18 protein-coding genes and 2 pseudogenes are annotated in these 19,590 nt (G+C 69.6%); 3 read left to right on the top strand and 17 right to left on the bottom strand.

Annotation, left to right across the window (positions count from 1 at the left end; all coding sequences use genetic code 11):
- Window positions 1-151 precede the first annotated feature (151 nt).
- Window positions 152-1,453, bottom strand: a complete 1,302-nt coding sequence (eno, locus tag ACIRQ7_RS29640) for a phosphopyruvate hydratase (RefSeq protein ID WP_404265697.1) — start codon at window positions 1,451-1,453, stop codon at window positions 152-154.
- 215 nt (window positions 1,454-1,668) lie between these two features.
- Between eno and ACIRQ7_RS29635 the strand changes: the two genes are divergently transcribed.
- Window positions 1,669-2,091: a MarR family winged helix-turn-helix transcriptional regulator gene (locus tag ACIRQ7_RS29635; protein WP_404265696.1), complete on the top strand. Its 423-nt coding sequence runs from the start codon at window positions 1,669-1,671 to the stop codon at window positions 2,089-2,091.
- A gap of 76 nt (window positions 2,092-2,167) precedes the next feature.
- Here the strand turns inward: ACIRQ7_RS29635 and ACIRQ7_RS29630 are convergent, their stop codons facing one another.
- The 10 genes from ACIRQ7_RS29630 to ACIRQ7_RS29585 all read right to left on the bottom strand — a co-directional run bounded on the left by ACIRQ7_RS29630 (window position 2,168) and on the right by ACIRQ7_RS29585 (window position 13,487).
- Complete coding sequence (locus ACIRQ7_RS29630; protein ID WP_404265695.1) at window positions 2,168-3,199, bottom strand: hypothetical protein; 1,032 nt, start codon at window positions 3,197-3,199, stop codon at window positions 2,168-2,170.
- Between the two features lie 534 nt (window positions 3,200-3,733).
- Window positions 3,734-4,765 carry a hypothetical protein gene (locus ACIRQ7_RS29625; RefSeq protein WP_404265694.1) on the bottom strand — a complete coding sequence of 344 codons (1,032 nt, stop codon included), beginning with the start codon at window positions 4,763-4,765 and terminating at the stop codon, window positions 3,734-3,736.
- A 381-nt stretch (window positions 4,766-5,146) separates the two neighbouring features.
- Window positions 5,147-5,563 carry a hypothetical protein gene (locus ACIRQ7_RS29620; protein WP_404265693.1) on the bottom strand — a complete coding sequence of 139 codons (417 nt, stop codon included), beginning with the start codon at window positions 5,561-5,563 and terminating at the stop codon, window positions 5,147-5,149.
- A 1,041-nt stretch (window positions 5,564-6,604) separates the two neighbouring features.
- A complete protein-coding gene (locus ACIRQ7_RS29615; RefSeq protein ID WP_404265692.1) occupies window positions 6,605-7,819 on the bottom strand; it encodes a glycosyltransferase in 1,215 nt (404 codons plus the stop codon).
- Between the two features lie 724 nt (window positions 7,820-8,543).
- Window positions 8,544-8,690 (bottom strand): hypothetical protein, encoded by a 147-nt coding sequence (locus ACIRQ7_RS29610; RefSeq protein ID WP_404265691.1) that lies wholly within the window; start codon window positions 8,688-8,690, stop codon window positions 8,544-8,546.
- A complete protein-coding gene (locus ACIRQ7_RS29605) occupies window positions 8,687-9,007 on the bottom strand; it encodes a GYD domain-containing protein (protein ID WP_404265690.1) in 321 nt (106 codons plus the stop codon). Before ACIRQ7_RS29605 ends, ACIRQ7_RS29610 begins: the two co-directional genes overlap by 4 nt.
- Window positions 9,008-9,571: 564 nt before the next feature.
- On the bottom strand, window positions 9,572-11,005 hold the full coding sequence (locus ACIRQ7_RS29600) for an FG-GAP-like repeat-containing protein (protein ID WP_404265689.1): 1,434 nt from the start codon (window positions 11,003-11,005) through the stop codon (window positions 9,572-9,574).
- Window positions 11,006-11,294: 289 nt separating this feature from the next.
- Entirely contained in the window at window positions 11,295-12,104 is an 810-nt protein-coding gene (locus ACIRQ7_RS29595) for a hypothetical protein (RefSeq protein WP_404265688.1), read from the bottom strand.
- 45 nt (window positions 12,105-12,149) lie between these two features.
- On the bottom strand, window positions 12,150-12,632 hold the full coding sequence (locus ACIRQ7_RS29590; RefSeq protein ID WP_403674067.1) for a hypothetical protein: 483 nt from the start codon (window positions 12,630-12,632) through the stop codon (window positions 12,150-12,152).
- A 423-nt stretch (window positions 12,633-13,055) separates the two neighbouring features.
- On the bottom strand, window positions 13,056-13,487 hold the full coding sequence (locus ACIRQ7_RS29585) for a hypothetical protein (RefSeq protein WP_404265687.1): 432 nt from the start codon (window positions 13,485-13,487) through the stop codon (window positions 13,056-13,058).
- An 80-nt stretch (window positions 13,488-13,567) separates the two neighbouring features.
- Between ACIRQ7_RS29585 and ACIRQ7_RS29580 the strand changes: the two are divergent.
- A pseudogene (locus ACIRQ7_RS29580) lies at window positions 13,568-13,767 on the top strand (transposase); the annotation flags it as partial.
- 579 nt (window positions 13,768-14,346) lie between these two features.
- A complete protein-coding gene (locus ACIRQ7_RS29575; protein ID WP_404265686.1) occupies window positions 14,347-14,814 on the top strand; it encodes a hypothetical protein in 468 nt (155 codons plus the stop codon).
- Window positions 14,815-14,919: 105 nt separating this feature from the next.
- Here ACIRQ7_RS29575 and ACIRQ7_RS29570 read toward each other — a convergent pair.
- The 6 genes and pseudogenes from ACIRQ7_RS29570 to ACIRQ7_RS29545 form a co-directional block, all read right to left on the bottom strand.
- Window positions 14,920-15,143, bottom strand: a pseudogene (locus tag ACIRQ7_RS29570) (transposase family protein); the annotation flags it as partial.
- A gap of 74 nt (window positions 15,144-15,217) precedes the next feature.
- A complete protein-coding gene (locus tag ACIRQ7_RS29565; protein ID WP_404265685.1) occupies window positions 15,218-15,781 on the bottom strand; it encodes a dihydrofolate reductase family protein in 564 nt (187 codons plus the stop codon).
- Window positions 15,782-15,979: 198 nt separating this feature from the next.
- Window positions 15,980-16,711, bottom strand: coding sequence for an SDR family NAD(P)-dependent oxidoreductase (locus tag ACIRQ7_RS29560; RefSeq protein WP_404265684.1), 732 nt, complete (start codon window positions 16,709-16,711; stop codon window positions 15,980-15,982).
- 296 nt (window positions 16,712-17,007) lie between these two features.
- Window positions 17,008-17,754 (bottom strand): phosphotransferase family protein, encoded by a 747-nt coding sequence (locus ACIRQ7_RS29555; RefSeq protein WP_404265683.1) that lies wholly within the window; start codon window positions 17,752-17,754, stop codon window positions 17,008-17,010.
- 246 nt (window positions 17,755-18,000) lie between these two features.
- Window positions 18,001-18,204 (bottom strand): hypothetical protein, encoded by a 204-nt coding sequence (locus tag ACIRQ7_RS29550; RefSeq protein WP_404265682.1) that lies wholly within the window; start codon window positions 18,202-18,204, stop codon window positions 18,001-18,003.
- A 697-nt stretch (window positions 18,205-18,901) separates the two neighbouring features.
- On the bottom strand, window positions 18,902-19,324 hold the full coding sequence (locus ACIRQ7_RS29545; protein WP_404265681.1) for a hypothetical protein: 423 nt from the start codon (window positions 19,322-19,324) through the stop codon (window positions 18,902-18,904).
- Between the last annotated feature and the right edge of the window lie 266 nt (window positions 19,325-19,590).

Genomic DNA, 19,590 nt, shown 5'->3' with positions numbered 1-19,590 from the left:
CGACTCCGCGACTCCGCGACTGAGCGGCTCAGCGGCTGTCCGACCGGCCGGCTGTCCGGCTCTCCGGCTCTCCGGCGGGGCACGACCGAAGCCGGAGGCGGATAGCAGCGACGGGCGCGGGGGACGTGGATGACGCACGCCGGCCCTGCCGTCACGAGCGGCGCAGTACCGCTCCGCCCGCATACCTTGCCGAGGCACCCAACTCTTCCTCGATCCTGATGAGTTGGTTGTACTTCGCCGTACGGTCGGACCGGGACAGCGATCCGGTCTTGATCTGGCCGCAGCCCGTCGCGACCGCCAGGTCCGCGATGGTGGTGTCCTCCGTCTCGCCGGAGCGGTGCGACATGACGACGGTCCAGCCCGCACGGTGCGCGGTGGCGACCGTCGCGAGGGCTTCGGTCAGGGTGCCGATCTGGTTGACCTTGACCAGGACGGAGTTGCCGACGCCAGTGCGGATGCCCTCGCGCAGCAGACCCTCGTTGGTGCAGAAGACGTCGTCGCCGGTGAGCTGGCAGTGATCGCCGACGCGGGCGGTCAGCTCCCGCCAGCCGTCCAGATCGTCCTCGGCCATCGGGTCCTCGATAGAGACGATCGGGTACGCATCCATCAGCTTGGCCAGGTATGCGGCGTGCTCGGAGGGCGTGCGACGCACACCCTCCCCCGCGTACACGTACGTACCGTCCTGGAAGAACTCCGACGAGGCGGGATCCATGACCAGACCGATGTCCGTGCCGGGCCGGTATCCGGTGCGGTCGATGGCTGTCATGACGAAGTCGAGTGCCTCCTCCGCGGTGCGCAGCGCGGGCGCGAAGCCGCCCTCGTCGCCGACGCCCGTGGCGTGCCCGGCGGACAGCAGGTCGCGACGGAGCGTGTGGAAGACCTCAGAGCCCATGCGGACGGCTTCCGCGAAGTTCTCGGCGCCCACCGGAGCGATCATGAACTCTTGGAAATCCAGCGGGTTGTCGGCGTGGGCGCCGCCGTTGACGATGTTCATCATCGGCAGCGGGAGAAGGCGGGCGTCGGCGCCGCCGAGGTAGCGGTAGAGGGGCTGGCGGTGGGCCGCCGCGGCGGCCTTGGCGGCGGCGAGGGAGACGCCGAGAAGTGCGTTGGCGCCGAGGCGGGACTTGTCCGCCGTACCGTCGAGTGCGACGAGTGCGGCATCGAGGCCCGCTTGATCGTCGGCGTCGCGTCCCTTGACCGCTGCCGCGATGTCGCCGTTGACGTGGGCGACCGCGCGGTCGACGCCCTTGCCGTGCCAGCGACCGGGGTCCCCGTCACGCAACTCCACGGCTTCCCGTGCGCCGGTCGAGGCGCCGGACGGGACCGCGGCGCGGCCCAGGGACCCGTCGACGAGGAGGACATCGGCCTCGACAGTGGGGTTGCCGCGGCTGTCGAGGACCCTGCGGGCGGTGACGGACTGAATGACGGTGGACTCAACTGCTGTGGAAACCATCGGAGTTCCTTCGCGTTGATGCACGCCGCGGCCCTGCTGCGACAACGCTGGCGCGTGCCGCGACAACGCCGACTCTACAGCAATGCTGTTCAGTTCAGCTGTTCAGTTGTGCTGTTCAGTTGTGCTGTTTAGTTGCGCTGCCCTGTTCATCGGTCCAGTTCAGCTGTACAGACAGGGTGCGCAGTCTCGCTGGTGACCACCGGTTAAAGTGCCTTATGCGCACCCCGGAACCCGCCGCCGTCGCCACCGAACTGCGTACCGCGATGGGGAAGCTCACGCGGCGCGTGAAGCACGAGGATCGGATCCCACACGGCCAGGTCTCCGTGCTCGGCACCCTTGATCGCGACGGGGCCATGACCACCAGCGATCTCGCCGCGGATCAGCGCGTACGGCCCCAGTCCATGGCCCGTGCGGTCGGGCTGCTCATGGAACAGGGCCTGGTCGTCCGCCGCGCGCATCCCACGGACGGCCGCAAGGCCCTGGTCGAACTCTCCCCTGCGGGGCAGGCCGCACTCGATGCGGAGCGCGGGCGCAGGGCCGGCTGGCTCGCCCAAGCCATTGAGATCGAGCTCACCGGCGAGGAGCGGGAAGTGCTGGCGCGCAGCGCCGCCCTGATGGAGCGGCTCGCCGCACGCTAGGTGTAATTGCCCTGTGAGGTGAGGGACGCGGCGTGGCCGGCGTGCACCGGCCCCGGGTCCGGGGCCGGCGTTGGTGTCAGGCGGTGGAGTCCGCCGTGTCCCCGGCACATCGAGGAGAGCTACCGGGCGCGCGCAGGTGGTCGTCAAGGACCGCGAAGGCCGTGCAGGTGAGGGGAAGGGTCAGGGCCGCGGTGACCAGGATGCCGACGGCGACCGGGGCAAGGATGCCGGCGTAGTAAGCGGCGAAGAAGTTACCCGTGGCCTGTTCGAGGAACGTTCGCACGAGGGGGCGCAGCGGTAGGGCGAGTTGCACCGTCAGCCGGAGCACACCGGCCGTGAGGGCGGCCAGCGGGAGCGCGAGGGCGAGGACGCGGGCTCCTCCGGCGCGCGTCCACGTCAGTGACCAGGAACGGCGCAGGGCCGCGCGGGGGCCGAGTCCGCCGGCTGCGGCGGCCGGGGCGAGGGCGAGCGCGAGGCGCAGCAGCACGGCGACGAATGCAGCCGCCGCCGGAGAGGCCGCGACCAGTGTGTAGGGCCACGACCCGCGTTCCAGAAGCTGGTCTTCGGTGTCGAGCTGGGACCCGGTGAGACTGTTCGCCACAACAGCGACGAGCAGCGGAAGGGGCCATACGACCAGGCTGCGCAGCGTGTACACCGCGAGCACCGGCCGCAGCCGTGTGCGGACCGAGGCACGCAACCGTTCGTCCTCCGGCGATGCTTGAGGCCGTGCCGTGAGCCCTGCCGTCACGGCCCGGGAGTACACACTCTGCAGAGCCGCGCTGCCGGATCCGAGGAGGAGCAGGAAGAGCGGGAGCGTGCAGAGGGCGACCATCACCAGGTCGCTACTGTCGTGGAGGTAGGGATCCTCGACGTGGTGGTACCAGATGCGTTCGTTGCGCATACGGGTGAAGACGGGCCAGGCGAGCGCGAAAATCGCGACCGTCGTCAGCAGCCCGGCCAGTCCGGACAGGCCGACGACGCGTACCGTCGCACCCGCCAGAATCCTCCGGTTTCGCCGCAGGACGGCGAACGTCGTGGCGGTGACGCCGCGTTGCGGGTTTCCGCTCGTCGGTGGCGCCTTGAGGTCGTGCTGAGTGGTACGCGTCACGGGGCGAGCTCTCTGTACGTTCCGGATCCGTTCCCTGGTGGAGACGCGGGACAGACCAGGTGCGGTTCTCCCACAGTGCCCCTGCCTTGGTGGCTCCGTAAGACTCTCCACGAGGTCCCGCCATGGCGCCCCCGTCTCCCCCGGACGATGGCCCGAGTCATGCGCCCGCACGTGGGAGAACAGTTCCGCCCTCAACATTCCTATCGCCGGCCAGTGGCAGACGTGCCCCCGCGCTCGCCCGCCCACTGCGACTACGAGGACGGCCGAGGACCGCCGTTGCGCCTACAGCGCGTTCGTCCGGCCGGATGGGGCCTCATTGGCGTGGATCCGTGCGTGCTACTGGTGGTCCAGTTCACCAGTTCAGACAGCAGGTGTTCGCTCCTTCGAGAGGCACCCGATCGAAGCGGATCCTGATCGACACTGTGCCGCGTTCGATGGCCACGAGAAGGGACAACACTGGGCCGCCCGCCATCGCCTCGGCTGTACTCGACCGAGCAAGCGCAGGGCCAGGACCAGGGCCAGGGCCCTCACGGCCTACTGGATGCTCCAGCGGTGCGGATGTGAGGGGCCGCCGGGGCAAGCGAAGACATTCAGTTGACCCCAACGGCCTACGGTGACCTCGGTCGGTGTGGCGGAACGGTGCGCGGGCAGGTCCCGTTCCTCGATGGGTTTCCAGCTGCCGCTGCCGCCGTCCCACTCCCGGCTGTCGATCGTCAGCAGCAGGTCCATCGGTGCCGCGCAGACGCGGCAGTCCATGGGAGAGGGGTCGGTCAGGTGCCACGACGCAAACCCTCCGACGCGCCAGCCGGGCGGAATGGACAGGTCGTACTGATAGGCGGGCGGCTCGGGCATGTCAGCGTCCGCCGCGTCGTCGGCCTCCTCCTCAAGGGATTCCTCCCAGGCATCGATTCGGGCGCACAGGTCCTCGGGGAGCAAACCGGCGTACGGGTACGTGGTCACCTGTTCCGGGTGCAGCACGCAGGGCTCCGGCACATACCCCTGGTAGCCGACGACCTCCGGTCGGGGCGGTGCGGCCAGGGCCTCGGATACCTCGGAAGAGCGGCGCCAGCGGAGGTCCAGCGACATGCCGTACCCGGTCCTCCCGTGCCGGTCGAAGGGACACCAGAACACCTGGAGCAGGTCGCAGCCGTCCGGGCCCGCCAGCAGGTCGGGGAGGTCCCGCCGGTAGAGCTGGGCGACGCCGATCATCGGCAGCGGGTCGGTGTCGGCCACCCCGGCCGCGCAGTGTTCCCGCGACAGCTCCACCAGGAGTGCCCGCTCCTCCGCCGTGGGGCCGGAGCCAGGGTCACGCTCCCAAGCGCCCGCGAGGACCTGGCGCTCCCGGTGGATGTCCGCGGGGCGCCGTCCGGTCCCACGCGCGTGCGGCTCGGTGCACACCGGCCACGGCTCGTCCGCCGGCCACAGCAGGGGCCCACCCACGGAGCTGGAGGATACCGACGGGCTGCCCGGCCGCGGGTGCAGCCGGGTGGTCGTTCCGCGGTAGGCGGCCAGCTCTGGGAAGAGCGCCTCAACATCGAGCGGGCGTGGCGGCGTGGTCCTCGTCATGGAAGCGACCCTAAGCATCTGCTGACCTCGGTGGCCCAGCGCCCCTTGACGTCATCCTCAGGAGCACCGATCCGTGGCTGCAAAGGAGTTCTGGGCAGAGTCCGCCCCGGGCCGGTGCTGTCGACACTCATGAGCAGTTTGATTCACTCATTCCCGGTCGTCGTCCGCCTTCCGAACCACAGATTCCGTGAGGCCGAGCGCGTCCGGGCGTGACGGAGCGGTCCGGAGGGGCTGCGCACCTCGGGAGCCGGTGACGAGGGGCTCACGCGGCTGCGAGGGTACGGAGCCGAGCCTGCACCCAAGCCCACTCCCCCTGAACAGACGTCACGCACGACCCGCCGGCATCCCCAGTCCTGCCGTGCTCGCTCGCCGACTGGTCGGTCACGGCGTCAAGTCGAGGAATTCCCAGTGTGCTTGGGGCTGGGCGCCGCTGAGCCACTTCCCGCAGTTCTGCAGGACCGTGGGGCTTGAGGTGACGTGCTGGGAACCTGTGGCGAGATCACGCAGGAACCGGTCGATCGGGCCGCGCCGGATCGCTGCCGTCCCCGCCCATCGGTGCACCGTCTGACCCACGTCCTGGACGGTCCACGTCGCGTGGTTGAGCGTCAGTCTGAGCAGCGTGTCCTGCTCGGTGCTCAGCACCTCGCCTGCGTCCAGAGTGGCTTCGATGCCTTGCCATACCTCCCTCGCCCACGCCCGCGCCGAACGAAGCTTGGCTTCGGCGGTCGCGTACTCCGCATGGAATTGCGTGGTGTCGACGGCGGCGTTGCGTGTGCCGGACTTGGCTGCGGCGACCACCCCTTCAGTTCATCGAGGAGGCGCCGCCCCACACCCAACGCCCAGCCCGTGTGCCCGATCGCAGACATGTTGACCAGGCCGACGCGGTATATCGCGCCACCGTTGGCCGGGTTCGTCGTGGTGGCGAGGTACGTGTGCGTCGCCGGGACGTGCACATCGGCGCAGTGGTAGTCAATGCTGTGCGTCGCACGCAGCCCGAGCACATCCCAGTTGTCGACGAGTTCCACCTGCGACTTCGGCATCGCCAGCACCCGCAGCTCACCGGTGCCCTCGACTTGGATCGCGCTGTGGATATGGGTGGCGTGCGCCATACCGGAGGCGAACTGCCAACTGCCGCTCACCAGATAGCCGGCCTCCACCGGGACGGCCCGGCCGGGCCGGGTGCCGTGCCCAGCCAACAACGCGTGTCCCCCGCCCGCGACATCCGGGAACAATTCAGCCGCCGCAGCGGCATCGAGATAGGCCGCAGTAGTGCCGGTCATCAGCTGCAGCGCCATCATCGTCCAGCCGGCCGCGGCCTCGTGATAGCTGACCCGCTCGACCGTCTCTATCAGTTGGCGCGGGGAGAACTCGTAGCCGCCCAGGCTCCGCGGCAGTGCGGCCCGCACGACCCCAGCGCCCAGCAACGCCCGCGTGGTGTCCTCGGTGAGCCTGCCCAGCTCCTCGGCCGCGTCCGCCTCCGCGTCGAGCGTCCCGCCGAGTGCGTCGATCCGCTGAAGCATCGCGGGAAATTCCGGGCTCACGTGCAATCCAGCCGAGACCGCCATGGGTCGTCACTCCTGTCCATCAGTACTGGGTCAGTGTCACCTTGAGCGAGAAGCCTTACCGCTCCGCATCTTCGCCTTGGTCTTGGTCTTGCTCTTGGCCTGGCCTGGCCTGGCCCAGGAGTTCTCCCGCTGCGGCGCGGAGTGACAGGTAAACGTACGTCGTGAGCCGCCAGTTGATGACGGCGAAGGCCTCCGTGTGTGGTGATGGTGTCGCGTTTTCACCACACACGGAGGCCTTCGTGTCCACCGCAACGCCCGGCTGCACTGCTCCTGTTCACCCGGCGCCCCGTGAGTCGATGTGGGCGAGCACAGTAGCGGCGCCGTCCTCTGCGGCGATGCGGTGGGCGAGTGCGGACGCGCGGCGGCGGTAGTCCGGCTCGGACACGCACGCCTTGATGGCGGCACCGAGGGCTTCGGCGGTGAGGTCCTGGAACGGCAGAGGCCGGGGGCCAACTCCTAGCTGATACAGCCGAGACGCCCAGAACGGCTGGTCCGCCATGACGGGTACCGGCAGGGCGGGCACTCCGGCCCGCAGTCCGGCCGCGGTGGTACCCGCCCCGGCATGATGGACGACGGCGGCGGTGCGGGGGAACAGCCAGTCGTGCGGGACGTCGCCGACAGCCAGGACGTCGCCACCGCGCCCACTCAGTCCGGCCCACCCCGCCTGCACCACCGCACGTACGCCCGCCCGCTCCACCGCAGGGGCCACCAGCTCACTGAGCTGTTCCCCCTGCCCCGGCGCCATGCTGCCGAACCCGATGAACACCGGAGGCGGACCCGCCTGGAGGAAATCGACGAGCTCGGCCGGGGGCTGCCAGCGGTACGGCCGCGCGGGCCACCAGTAGCCCGCCACTTGGACCCGGGACGGCCAGTCCTCAGGACGCGGCACCACCAGCGGGCTGAAGCCGTGGAAGACCGGCCCGGTGTCCCCCGGTGCAGAGGAAGCGTCGGCGGGCAGCCCGAGTCGGTCGCGCAGCAGAGTCACGGCGCCCGCGAAGAGCCCTGCCGCCCGCTTCTCCACTGCACGGCCCGCGGTGAAGTTGCTTTCCGGTCCGAGGCACTCGGCGTCCCGTGCGCCGGGCAGCGGGAACTGGCCGGTGGCGAACGCCGGTACGAGGTAGGTGCCGATGACGGGGATGCCGAACGCCTTGCCGGCGGTCCGGCTGAGCGGTGCCGGGCCGGCGGCGGTCAGCAGCAGGTCGGTTCCGCCCGCCACGGCCTCCGCCACCCCGTCGGCGAGTCCGTCCGCGTACGCCCTTGTCAGCGCGCGGGACTCCTCCCGCGACGCTGCCCGGGACCAGGCCCGAAGCAGCCCCTGCGGGTCTCCCGGCACAGGCCGGTGCTCAAGGCCGCACTCGCCGATGAGTGCGGCGAATGACGGGTGCGCGGCCACGGCGACCTGATGGCCCGCGTCCAGCAGGCGCCGCCCCAGGCCTGTGAACGGCGCAACATCACCCCGCGAACCCGCGGTGATGATCAGAACCCGCATGCAGCGATCCTCCTCACGAATGCCACCCGGTCACCGGCGCCGGCAGGGTGATCCCTCAGCGTACGTACCTGCTTCTCCAGCGACACCCCGCCGCCCGGCCCGCACGCCTCTGGACGACCTCCTCCCACAACCTGGCACCGGCTCCTGCAGGTATCCCTTCCTGCGGACCTGACCGGCCTGCCCGACCTCATCGCCCTCGCCTACCTCGCCCGGAGGAAGGGCCGCAGGCTCTCCCGCGTTGGTCCCGCAGGTCTCCCCTCGACACACCAACGACTTCGGCGCCCAGTAGCGCGACACGGACCTCGTACGCGCGCTCCTCGCGTTCGCGGACGCCACCACCTTTACTCCCTGCACGGCGTCGACGAAGAGCCCCGGAGCAAACAGTGTTCACCGGGAACCCGCACCATCATGATCTTCGCCGAAGGCCCCCAGAAGTCCGCCCGCGGGTAGGCACCGCGGCCCCCTAGGTGATCAATTCCAAGAGTGCGCCTGAGCGTCGCGTCTGGCGACTGAAGGGCTTGAATCGGCGGCGCCGCGTGCTCCAGTGCGCGTTCGCGGCGCTCCTGCACCTTGCAGCGGTGGCGGCGGGCGCCGCGATGCTGCGAGCGCTCGTTCGTACGCGGCTGGTGTCATCGACGTCGTGGTCGATTCTCTCCCGCGTGCGTCGCTCGACGGGCTGAGCGCTTCAACGGACAAGGCCGGCTGCTCGGGACAGTGCGTGGCATCAGCGGGCTTCGGCCGTCCGGCAGGCGGCAATGTCGCTGCCGTCCGCGAAGACGCGCCGCAGCACGACCCTTGAGGTGACGCCCACATTCCAGGGGGCTTCTTGCTGCGGGGCGGGCAGGTCCTTGATCGGCTGGTCGCGGATCAAGCCCCGGGCGGCCGGAAGTCCACCACCTTGCGTGCCGCCGCGTCGATGTCGGCCACGCTCAACAGCGGGACAGCTGTGGACTGCACTGCGCCGGTGGCCCGGACCGCCATCGACGTGGCAACCATGGCGACCTCGTCCGGCATGTCGAGCACCAAGTACAGGTCGTCCTCACCCATCGCGAAGTACATCCAGTCGAGCGTGCCCCCACAGGACCTGAGGACCTGTTCCACGGCCTCCTTGCGGCCCGAGCCGCCCTCCGCGAGCAGCCCTTTGGTTCCCTCGGTTGTGTAACTCGCCCGGACCAGATACTTCGGCATGCGCCACTCCTACTTCCACAAGACGGGCCGCGGTGCAGCCCAGCTTGAAAGAGCGATGCCGTCCGCGCCATCCGGGAACGGCTGAGTGGGGACGACACGCGGAACCAAGGTGGCCGGACGGGCGAACCGGCGCAGCAGGAGAGGGGTGATCGGCTGACTGTTCCACCACGGCGGGGTCGCTCGTACGTGAGGGCGGGCGCCGGCGAGGCGGCAGGGTGGCAGGGGTACGAGCCATCGAAATTTGAGCGCCGCCGATGCGATCAGCCTCGCTGCCGCCACCGGCCTTAGCCAGGCTCATGAACCGCACCTTCGCGTACCGCTACGGCCACGGCCACGGCCACGGCCACGGCCACGGCCACGAAATCAACTTCACCAGCACGCTCCACGCGGACGCGTAGAGCGTGCTGCGGCTGACAGTCGTTCACGTGGGCAAGGGCGGATCAATGTGGTGCCGCTCAGCTTGGTGGCACGCGGCTACCACCGCCCCGGCCGGCCCCCATGGGAGGGCCCCGTCATCACCAGCATCGTGATGCCATCGAGCGCCCCCGCCCCCGGGGCCGGTCGTCAGCGGGGGAAGCCTGAGCCCAGTGCCGCGCCCGACTCCGGGCCACCGAGGGCGCCGGGGCCGTACGAGACCGCGCCGGTGGTGGTCAGGCCGGTGGGAGAGCCCAGGAGGGACCAGGCGGCGCCGGTGTCCTTGAGGGTGGTGCCGTCCTCGCCGGGGGCGCCGGTGGTGAGGTCGGCCTTGCCGTCGCCGTTGGTGTCCAGGAGGGCGAGCGCCTCGCCGTGCCGGTCGCCGGGCTCGGCGACGCCCGGCACACCCGGGGTGTCCTGCGTGAACGCCTGGGAGCCGGCGCCGGTAAGGCCGCCCTTGCCGCCCTTGAGGAGGACGGTGCTCCCGGCGTCCTTCAGCGCCCGGCCCGAGGAGCTGGTGAGGTCCTCGAAGGGGATGCCGACGGCGACGTCCGCGTAACCGTCGCCGTTGACGTCACCGGCGCTGAGCGTGTAGCCGAACTGGTCGCCCTCCTCGCCGACGCCCGGAACACCGGCACTGTCCTGGGTGAGCGTCGTGCTGCGCGTGCCGGGGCCGCCGGCCGCGCCGTACAGGACCTTGACGGTGCCCTTGTCGTACGGCAGGTCCTCGACGACACCGTTGGGCACGGGGCGGAAGACGAGGTCGCCGTAGCCGTCGTTGTCGACGTCGCCGACGGTGCCGGCTGCGGCAGCGGGCAGGGCGGTGGCCTTGCTGTTCAGGCCCTCCGCGGTGCCTCGCCACAGCTGGCTGCCCTCGGACATCTCCTCGAAGGCGTGGAAGCTGACCAGGTCGTCCTTACCGTCGCCGGTCACGTCGCCGGCCACGAGGTCGACGGAGCCGAAGGTGCGTCCGGTGTTGATGGTCCCGGTCGAGGCCGGCTGGCCGGCGCGGGTGAACGGGCCGTAGGCGACGTGCAGTTGCGGCTCGTCGCCGTCCTTGGCGTCGGAGACCAGGTCGGTGTGGCCGTCTCCGTTGAAGTCTCCGGCGGTGGCGTTGCGGCCGATGCCGGGCAGCGTCGCCGCGCCCCCCTTGCCGTCGGTCGATCCCCAGAGCACGGTGACCTCGGAGGCGTAGCCGGTGTCTATGACGAGGTCGTCGCAGCCGTCGCCGTCCAGGTCGCGCGCGACCGTGCGGTATCCGAAGCCGCCGTCCTCGGTGGGTTCCCCGGGGACGCCCGGGGTGGCCTGGCTGATCACCTGGCGCTTCGTGGTGTCGGCGCCCTTCGCGGAGCCGTGGACGACGGTGACGTAACCGGCGCCGGGCTTGCCTGCGACGGTGCCGTGCGGCGCGGTGGCAACGATGTCGGCATAGCCGTCGTTGTTGAAGTCGGCGGTCACGGCGGTGGGGCCGGCCTCTTCGCCGTCTGCCGCGGTGGCTACGGGGCCACTGACCGCAAGCGGACTGGCCAGCAGAGCAGCCACCGCGATGCGACGCGCGGCGGTGGAACGGGAGCGGTGACGCACAGGTCCTCCTGGGGCCGATGGGGATGTGCGCGCACGCCGCGTGCGCGACGTCGCGCACCCACGGTCAAGCACCCGCACGCCGGTTATGACGTAGCACCCGGGCACGCGGTTCTGCCGTTCACCATCCCGTTACCTTCAAGCCTCCTTGAGCGACCGGCCAACTCACATGCCACCCGATTCCCACACCGATATCACTGCCGGTGTCACTCTCACCGGCAGCCAGGCAGCCCTCTTTCCCGACGGCGGGACAGACCGAAACTGACCAACCGTCGGCGGCTACCCGCGGAGGTCAGACCTCCGACGAGACCGTGATGAGGATCAGGCCCGAGAGTCCCGTCACCGCCCGGATCGAGTCGGCGAAGACCTCCGTCGTCCACGCGGCCACATCCGTGGACCACTCGCGCACCTCGCAGCGGAAGGCGATCTCCCGGCGCATTCCCTCGGCCTGCACCACCCCGGCGAGGGGACGGGCGAGCCCCGGAGTCATCACGCCGGCGGGCTTGAGGGGCTCCACCGTCATGTGGTGGTACGTACGTTCAAGCGCTGCCTCGCGGATCTCGGCGGCCCGCCCGGCGAGCTTCGCCGACGGCAGGGCGGACACGGTGACCGTCAGCGAGGCCGCGCCGGAGGGGTCGGCGAGGGCGAACCAGTCCGCCACTTCGGCGAGTTCGATGCGGGCGTCTCCGGCGCGGTGCAGCGGCACGAGGGCGTGTGCGCCGGTGAGGCGGACGGTGCCGACACGGCGTAGCGCGTCCGAGAGGACCGTGATGACGGGCAGGACCGGGAGGCGGCGGGCACGCTGCTTCTTGCCCGGAGTGTTCACGGGCTTGGGAAGCGACGAGTGCAGCCAGGCCAGCTGGCGGACCTGGCCGTCCTGCGTCCAGTCGCCGTCCGCCTCGTGGTGGTCCCAGAGGTTGTCGGCGGGCTTGTCCGTAAGGGCGGTGGAGCTCCAGGCGTAGGCGGACGCCCGCTTCACGGCGAGGCTGAAGACGTCCTCTTCGAGGTCGAACTCGGCGCTCACCCGCTCGATCCAGGGATGCCGGTCCAGGACCCCGTGAAGTCCCACGATGAGGGTGGCGCCCGGACCGGTATCACTCATGGTCGTACTCCTGGATCAAGCGGATGACATGGCAGAACTAGGAAATCAGACGCCGCACTTGACCGTAACCGGCTTCGTGTAGGCCTTCTCCGGCGAGTCGGCCACGCCGATGAGGTCGACGTCGATCTTGGTGCGCCACTGGTGCTTGCTGTGGTTCGTGCACTTCTTGCGCGCGACGACCCGACGGGCGCTGCCGCCGTTGCCGGACTTGAGGTTCTTCGCGTTCTTGGCGACCGAGTGCCACTTCGTGCCGGACTTCATCTGCAGCCAGATGGTGACCTTGGCCTTGGTGCCGGGGCCGCTGACGTGGGTCCACCAGGCGTGGGCCGATGCCGTGCGCGGCGGGGTGCTCGAGATGTGCACGCGGTCGCCATTGGTGATGAAGGTGCCGGGGCCGGGCACGGCGGCCGGGGCGGCGGCGGGCGCGGCGGGCGGCGTGGCGGCGGGCGCGGCCATCGCCGGGACGGCGGAGCCGCCGATCAGCGCGGTGGCCAGAGCCGCCGACGTGATGAAGGTGCGCATGCGCATGGTGTGGTGTCCTCCGTTGGTCGTGATGCTGTGTGCGCGAAATTCGCCGACGGTGGACGGAGCTGACACGCGCATGCCATACCAGCGCCGGTCAAGCGCGGGCGTGTGACATGACGTCAGCCCCGAGAGCATCCCCGTGATCCCCGTTCCCCGTGGGCGGTCGGCAAGATCATTGCCGTCCGCGCGCACCGCACGCTACGGGGGTCGCCCGCGTTGCGCAATCACATATTCGATTTATGGTGATTCCGCGACTCTTCCTACGAGTTGCTGGTCGGTTGGTGGACCGATCCGGTCGAATGCGGGATCAGCCGCCTCAGGAGGCCGGCACCGCGCCGTCGCCACTCGATATGACAGCTCGCGGTCCGCTACGAGGCGACCGTCCTCATCGCGGCCATCAATGAGTGCTGTGATCGAAACTCGTCGCTAGACCTCGTGGTCCTGGGCCAGTTCCTCCCAGCGAATGCTGCGCAGCGCAAGGTCGGCGTCCTCGCCTGAGGGGGCATCCACAACGGCCTGGAACCAGACCACGATGAGCGCGGAACGGTGTAGCACCGGATCGAGCTCAGGGGCGATCACTGTCGAGTGGAAGGCCCCGATGCAGGCCACGGAAGGCAGCACCTCGACCGGGCCGAAAGCGCCGGCGGTCTGATCCGGGTACTCGCGGGTCGGGGGAACCAGATGGACCGGCGTGGTGGGAAACGCACCTTCAGCCTGCCGCCAGAGGCCACTGACCTTCCTGTCATTGACGGGCTTGCATGGGTAGCCCTCCAGCATCCCTCCGTAGGTCGAAGACATACGCAGCTCGGTGAGCTCGATCGAACGGCCGGACGAGAGGACTATGTGGCTCAGCGACATGGCAAGACCCTATGCGCCGATTCCCTTGCGATATGCGGCCCAGGTCGTTTCCTTCGGATCTTCTGATCGCTGGTTGATGTGTGCCGTTGACTGACGCGCAGTGGGCGCGGATCGAGCCGTTGCTGCCGGACCGGACCCTCGGCGGGGTGGCCGGTGGCGTGATCACCGGCAGGTGATCGACGCGATCGCGTTCAAGTACCGCACCGGGATGCCGTGGAGGGATCTGCCCGAGCACTTCTGGTTGTGGAAGGGGGCCCATAATCGGGTGCGGATGTGGGCCGAGCGGGCCTACAACCGGTCCACCTGGCCGGGCATGATGAACCATCACTCAACTGCACTGCCCGAAGGGGCGTCCCGGAAGAGAAGTCCTCTTGCGCTCGCCCCCCTCGCCGTACGTCCGGGCGACGCGATCGATGTCCGTCGGCGGCGGCCATGGCAGGGCAGGGCAACCGACGCCTCACCTCTCGCCGACTGCCGATCACATACCGGCCCTTGGGGAAGGGCAAGGCCGTTTCCTTGGGATCAGGTGGCTGACCAGAGGTGAAGGCCTTGTCCCAGGTGCCGTCGGCGGCCCGCATTCGCAGCTGGTTGTGGCCCCGGATCCGGAGGAAACGGCCTACGGCCGCTGGCCCCTGCCGAGGGCAGCGCCCCCAGAACTGAGCGAAGTCACCGTGGGCGGCCGCGCGTGAGAGCACCGCATGAAGTCGGCTGAACCGTTCGATCCGCTCCCCAACAGGCGTCGCACGCTGCGTTCGGTTGGCTTCGTGAGGTGATCGCGGCGGATAATCCGTATCCGGTGCGAGCGAACGGGACATGACGTCAGGTCAGTCCAGCCGCACCGAGAGGGAGGGAAGTCATCGTGAGCCCCGCCGACCCCGCATCCGGCCTGTTGGCACCTGCCGCGGTGCTGGAGTTCTCCGATGACCTTCGCTACGCGGACGTCGAGCCGCTACGGGACTTCCTCGCCGCCCGGCTCGGCGAGATCGCCGACGCCACCGAGGAGGGCACCGACGCACAGTTCACCGCGACGCGGCTGCGCGACATCACCAGCGACGACTGCGTGAGCCTGGCAGATCAGCTCTCGGAGTGGGAACAGGTCGTGGAGGCCGGCCAGGTCCGCCGGCCCGGCCGTACGCAGACGCTCCGCCAGAACCTCGGCCGTGACTGGCGCAAGCTGACGGTCACCGCGTCCCGCTTCCGCGACCACGCGGACTTCAACCCGCGCTGGCGGCCGCTGCGTTACAGCTGCGTTGAGCACGCCGAGTTCGTCGAGCAGGCCATGCACGGTAGGAGCAGCGGCAGCTACGAAGACGGCCCGCACCCCTGACGACCATGAGCATCGCGAAGGCGGCCGCCGCCGACTTCCCGAGCACCAGCAGCTCACCAAGTGCCGATGGCGGCGCCCTTGGGGCGGGTGAATCCGTAGCGGCCCCAGCCGTTCGGCCGCGTCGGGGGAACGCCTTGCCGGCGCGAGGGCAAGGAGAGGACTCAGCCGCTGGATGACCCGACACGCCATCGTCGACGAGCAGCCGAACAGCTGCGCGAGCCGGCGGCATCGTGAGGGTCGTGCGGTAGTACACGGCCACCAGCAGTACCCAGTCACGCCAGCGGCGGACACCACGGCCGCCCGCCACCGGGGCCGTACTCACCCCGCTCCCCCCACGGCCCTCAGCACCCCGCCCCTGGGCTTCTGGAAGGAAATGCCGTCCCGCAGCCTTCTGCAACACGCTTCAGCGCGCCACGCGGTAGCGGAGGTAGACGAGTTTCGAGCTGAAGGTGCGGGTCTCCACGAGTTCGAGATCCACCCGGCGCTCGCGCTGGGGAAAGAACGGAGTGCCACCGCCCACCAGCACCGGGTAGACCCGGGCCCGGTACTCGTCGAGCAGACCCAACGCTGCCGCCTCGGCGGCGAGAGTCGCGCCGCCGATCGCGATGTCGCCCTCCCCCGGCTCGGCTCGCAACCGCTCGATCTCCTCCGCCAGGTCGCCAGAGGCCAGGCGGGCAGTGCCCTGCACCGCCGACAGCGTGGTCGAGAACACCACCTTGGGGAGCGGCTTCCAGATCGCGGCCCACTCGAGCATGGAGTCGTCGAGCGAGGGATCCTGGTCGGCCGTCTCCCAGTACAGCATCGTCTCGTACAGCCGTCGTCCCATCAGGTGGGTGCCGACCTGTCGAATCTCGTCGGTGACGAAGCGAAAGACCTCCTCATCGGGCGCCGTCCAATCGAAGGTGCCGTCCGGCCCGACGATGTAGCCGTCGAGTGAGACACCCATCGAATAGGTCACACTGCGCATCAGAAGTCCTCCTCGGTGCCGGCTTCGACAGTACGACCGCGGGACGCCGCAAGACTCATTACGGCGCGCGGGATCCCTGGGCTTACGTCTCCTGACAAGCGGAGGCTCATGAGGTCGCCGGCCGGCCATGGGAGCTCGATGACGAGTTGTGGGCGCGATTTCGTGGCGATGTGAGCGGGGACGGCTCGGCGAGTGCGTTCAGTCGACGACGGCGCCGCCGGTGACATTGAACTCTGTGGCGGTCATGGTCGGCGCGCGGTCGGAGGCGAGGAAGGCCGCGGCGTATGCGACGTCTTCGAGACGGGGCCGGCGGTGGAGCAGAGTCGCGACTGCCTCAGGGTCATCCTCGGGCGGGTTGGATGGATCCGGCGAGCCGGGAGAGAGCAGCCACGCTGCCCGGATGCCGTGCGGACCGAGTTCGCTGGCGAGCTGGCGGCACAGGCCGGAGAGGGCGGACCAGGCAATATGGGAGCCGCCGAGGCCAGGGATGGCTTCCCGGCCGCCCCCCATGGCCAGGATCACCCCGGTGCGGCGGGGGATCATATGGCGGGCGACGGCGGTGGCCAGAGTCAAGTGGGTGGTGACTGCCTTGGTGACAGGGCGCAGTACGTCTTCGTCGGCCATGTCGACCAGCGGTGTGCCGTGCAGGTCGTCGTTGGACGTGGCGTTGAAGGCGATGTCGATCCCCACGGAGTGCCGGGCGACCTCGTCGGCGTGCTGCTCGACCGCGGCGCGGTCGGTCGCGTCGAGCGTGGCGACCGCGACGCGACCCCCGGATGCGGCGATGGTGTCGGCCAGCTCCTCCAGAGGTGCGCGGGTACGCCCGGCCAAGTGGACGGTGGCGCCTTCGGCGGCAAAGACGCGGGCGACCGCGGAGCCAATGGCTCCAGCGCCGCCGTAGACGATGGCGGTCTTGTTCTCCAGCAGCATGAGATTCCCCTACTTCATCGAGGTTCGATCACCTGGCCCCGCAGCTATACCGCGCTCGCAGGCCACCGCCCATCAACCGCGTGCACAACCTTCAGGGCCACTTCACCCGGCTGGACCGATACCGCCACGCCTCCATCCGCTCTTGGAGCGATCCGCCTGCCTCGGCGTCGACGAATGCGCTCGACACATCACAGAACACGGCCCTTCACGCCGATACGTGCTCCCTACCCCTCGGGGCCGAGCAGGTTCAAACACAGGCTCCGAGGACGAACTCGTAGCAGTCGGGCCCGCGCTCCTCACATCCGGGATCTCAGCACGTCGACCTCGCAGCCCGGCGCGGACGGGTCGAAGCCGTGCTCGACCAGCCAGCGAACCCCCAGCAGGCTTCGCAACGACCACCACGCGCGGATCACGTCGAGGTCGACGTCAGTGCCGTAGCCGGCGATGACGTCGCCGAGGTGCTCCTCGTGTCCGAGCGTGAGGGTGGCGAGGTCGTACAGGGCATCGCCCTGGCCCGCCTCGGACCAGTCGATGATGCCCGTGATCTCGTCGCCGTCGACGAACACGTGAGCGATCTGCAGGTCGCCGTGCGTGAACGCCGGAGGCGACGGTCGGAGCGCGGCCTCGGCGATCTGGCGGTTACGGGTGACCAGGTCGGCGGGCAGGACGCCGTCCGCCACGAGCAGTTCGCACTCGCCGTCGAGGTCCGCCGTCAGCTCGTCGAGGTCCCGGCCGGCCCGGCCGGGCCTGGGCGGCAACGGCGCATCGTGCAGCTTCCGGATGGCGGCGCCCGCCGCGGACCATGCCGCCGGGGACGCGGTCGACGGCTCGCCGAGGCGGCCGAGTGCCCTCCCCGGGACTGCGGCGATGGCGAGCACGGGCGGCTTGCGCCACAGGACCTCTGGTGTCGGGACCGGCGCCAAGGCCATCGCATCGACTTCCACGTCGATGCGCGCCTGATCGGCGTCCACCTTCAGAAATACGTCCCCGACCCTCAGGGTCGCGCGCTCGGAATGGGCGACGACTACCTTGACCTCATCCATGGCGACCAGTATCTCGAGGTGACCCGTCGACGTCGCCGAATTTATCGCGTGCGATGGCACGACTGCCCATGTCCCGCTACTCGGTGGCCTCGGGCACGACTCCGACTGCGGAGCAGGCCCAGCCCACCACTGCTGTAAGGAGTCCTCAGGCGGCTCCTTCTGAGCCCGGCGGCCTGCCCCTACGGCGTTCGCCTGCAGCACCGTCCATCGATCACCTGACAGTTCTCCCGCCCCACGCGAAGAACGTCACGTCGGACGGCGCCCCTTCACCACACCGTCCAGGCCGGCATCGACGACAACAAGGGCTGAGTGGTCTCGCAGCTGCCGCTCCCCATTCGTCGAGGACGGCTTTGCGCGCGGCCTCACGGGGTCGATGGTGGTGCTGGTAACGGTGGGGGGCGGGATCGTCGTGTCCGCGCCATAGACGCGGCCGCGCATCAACTCGTCCATCCCCTTGAAAATCCCGCCCGCCGCTGACACCCAGCTGAACGCGGAGCCGTTCCTCCGCGAGCCGCCACGAGGCGAGGCACCAAGGTCCCTGCTCCCTCCGGTGGAGTTGTCGAGCCATTCCGGTGATCCACCACTCGCGCGGCGAACTGTGCAGAGTCCGGTTCGTTTGGTCGGGCATGCGACAGATCAAGCGTGTAACCGTGACCCTGGGAACCTGCGCCGTCATCCTGACGACCATGTCAGCCGCGTCTGCCTACGCCGCACCCGCGAACCTGGCTTCCGTGCAACCGATTCTGCAGGGGATCCTCGCCTTCGTCCGGCGGATGCTCCTTTGACGCCAGCGGGGTGGTGCGGCCGACGGCAGCACGGCCCCTGGTCTGCGGCGCCGGCGGCCAGGTCGACTCCGCTGGGGCGACAACGCCTACGACCGGCCCGGCAGCCTCAGTCGGCTGCGTGGCCGGCCTGCGGGGGGTGTCTGTGGCAGGAGTGAAGTACCCGGCAGCCGCAGCCCGTTGACGCGCCATATGCCCGGTGCCCCCACCGCGAGGTCGGGGGCACCGGCGCGACACCAGAGCACCAGGACACCAGGACGGACATGCCTACTCGGCACCCTGATCCCGCCCAGCTCTGTATCTCATGGCTAACAGGAACGGAACCGCGCAGCTGCGAGCAGTGCTTTGTGGCCGCGCTGCTGACATCAGCGAACGCGCACCGTCACGACGTCAGAGGCGTGCAGGCGTACGGGGTGTTGGTCGTGCGCGCTGGTCAGGCCGTACAGCACCGCGCGGAATTGCAGGTCGCCGCGGCGCGCGGATGTGCCGTGTGAAGTGAGCCGCGCGTCGCCCTTGACGGCGGCGCTGCAATTCTCCTGGTGCCATCCCTCGCCGAAGCCGTTCTCCTCCAGGCACAGCTGATGCAGGTAGCCGACACTGTCGTCGCCGCCATGCGCTTTGATCGTGATGGTCTTACCGACCTGTGCCGTGTGCGGCGCCGTAATGTCCACACTGCCCTTGGCGAACGCAGGCCCGGCAGCCAGAGCCACCGACGCCAGACCCAGCGCACCGATCGCGGCCACACGGCCGCCCCGCGCCATCATCCCGGTCTTCGTTGTCCTGGTCATGGACTTCCCTCCCGTGGGTCTCCCCCACATGGCGAGAGCCCCCTTCACGAAGGCGCCCGGTGCGCCTCGCTGACCATCCAGATGAGCCGGCAGACCCACCCGTTGCATCCCGCCCAACACCGTTACAAATCCACCACAAACCTGCCGACCACGCTGATCTCGGATCAAACCGAAGGAGCCACTCAGGGCAGATCGGAGCGAGTAAAAAGCCCTCGATACAACGGGTCTGACGGGGTGTCGCCCCTCCGGCGGCCCGGTCCCAGGCT

Source organism: Streptomyces sp. NPDC101393, assembly GCF_044767385.1.
Classification (GTDB): domain Bacteria; phylum Actinomycetota; class Actinomycetes; order Streptomycetales; family Streptomycetaceae; genus Streptomyces.
This window is presented reverse-complemented; position numbering and strand designations above follow the sequence as displayed.

Coding starts and splice junctions, on each gene's coding strand:
- ACIRQ7_RS29635 (WP_404265696.1), top strand. CDS start 1,669: ATGCGCACCCCGGAACCCGCCGCCGTCGCCACCGAACTGCGTACCGCG.
- ACIRQ7_RS29550 (WP_404265682.1), bottom strand. CDS start 18,204: ATGGACGAGTTGATGCGCGGCCGCGTCTATGGCGCGGACACGACGATC.
- ACIRQ7_RS29555 (WP_404265683.1), bottom strand. CDS start 17,754: ATGGATGAGGTCAAGGTAGTCGTCGCCCATTCCGAGCGCGCGACCCTG.
- eno (WP_404265697.1), bottom strand. CDS start 1,453: ATGGTTTCCACAGCAGTTGAGTCCACCGTCATTCAGTCCGTCACCGCC.
- ACIRQ7_RS29595 (WP_404265688.1), bottom strand. CDS start 12,104: ATGAGTGATACCGGTCCGGGCGCCACCCTCATCGTGGGACTTCACGGG.
- ACIRQ7_RS29590 (WP_403674067.1), bottom strand. CDS start 12,632: ATGCGCATGCGCACCTTCATCACGTCGGCGGCTCTGGCCACCGCGCTG.
- ACIRQ7_RS29565 (WP_404265685.1), bottom strand. CDS start 15,781: ATGCGCAGTGTGACCTATTCGATGGGTGTCTCACTCGACGGCTACATC.
- ACIRQ7_RS29560 (WP_404265684.1), bottom strand. CDS start 16,711: ATGCTGCTGGAGAACAAGACCGCCATCGTCTACGGCGGCGCTGGAGCC.
- ACIRQ7_RS29625 (WP_404265694.1), bottom strand. CDS start 4,765: ATGACGAGGACCACGCCGCCACGCCCGCTCGATGTTGAGGCGCTCTTC.
- ACIRQ7_RS29585 (WP_404265687.1), bottom strand. CDS start 13,487: ATGTCGCTGAGCCACATAGTCCTCTCGTCCGGCCGTTCGATCGAGCTC.
- ACIRQ7_RS29605 (WP_404265690.1), bottom strand. CDS start 9,007: ATGCCGAAGTATCTGGTCCGGGCGAGTTACACAACCGAGGGAACCAAA.
- ACIRQ7_RS29545 (WP_404265681.1), bottom strand. CDS start 19,324: ATGACCAGGACAACGAAGACCGGGATGATGGCGCGGGGCGGCCGTGTG.
- ACIRQ7_RS29615 (WP_404265692.1), bottom strand. CDS start 7,819: ATGCGGGTTCTGATCATCACCGCGGGTTCGCGGGGTGATGTTGCGCCG.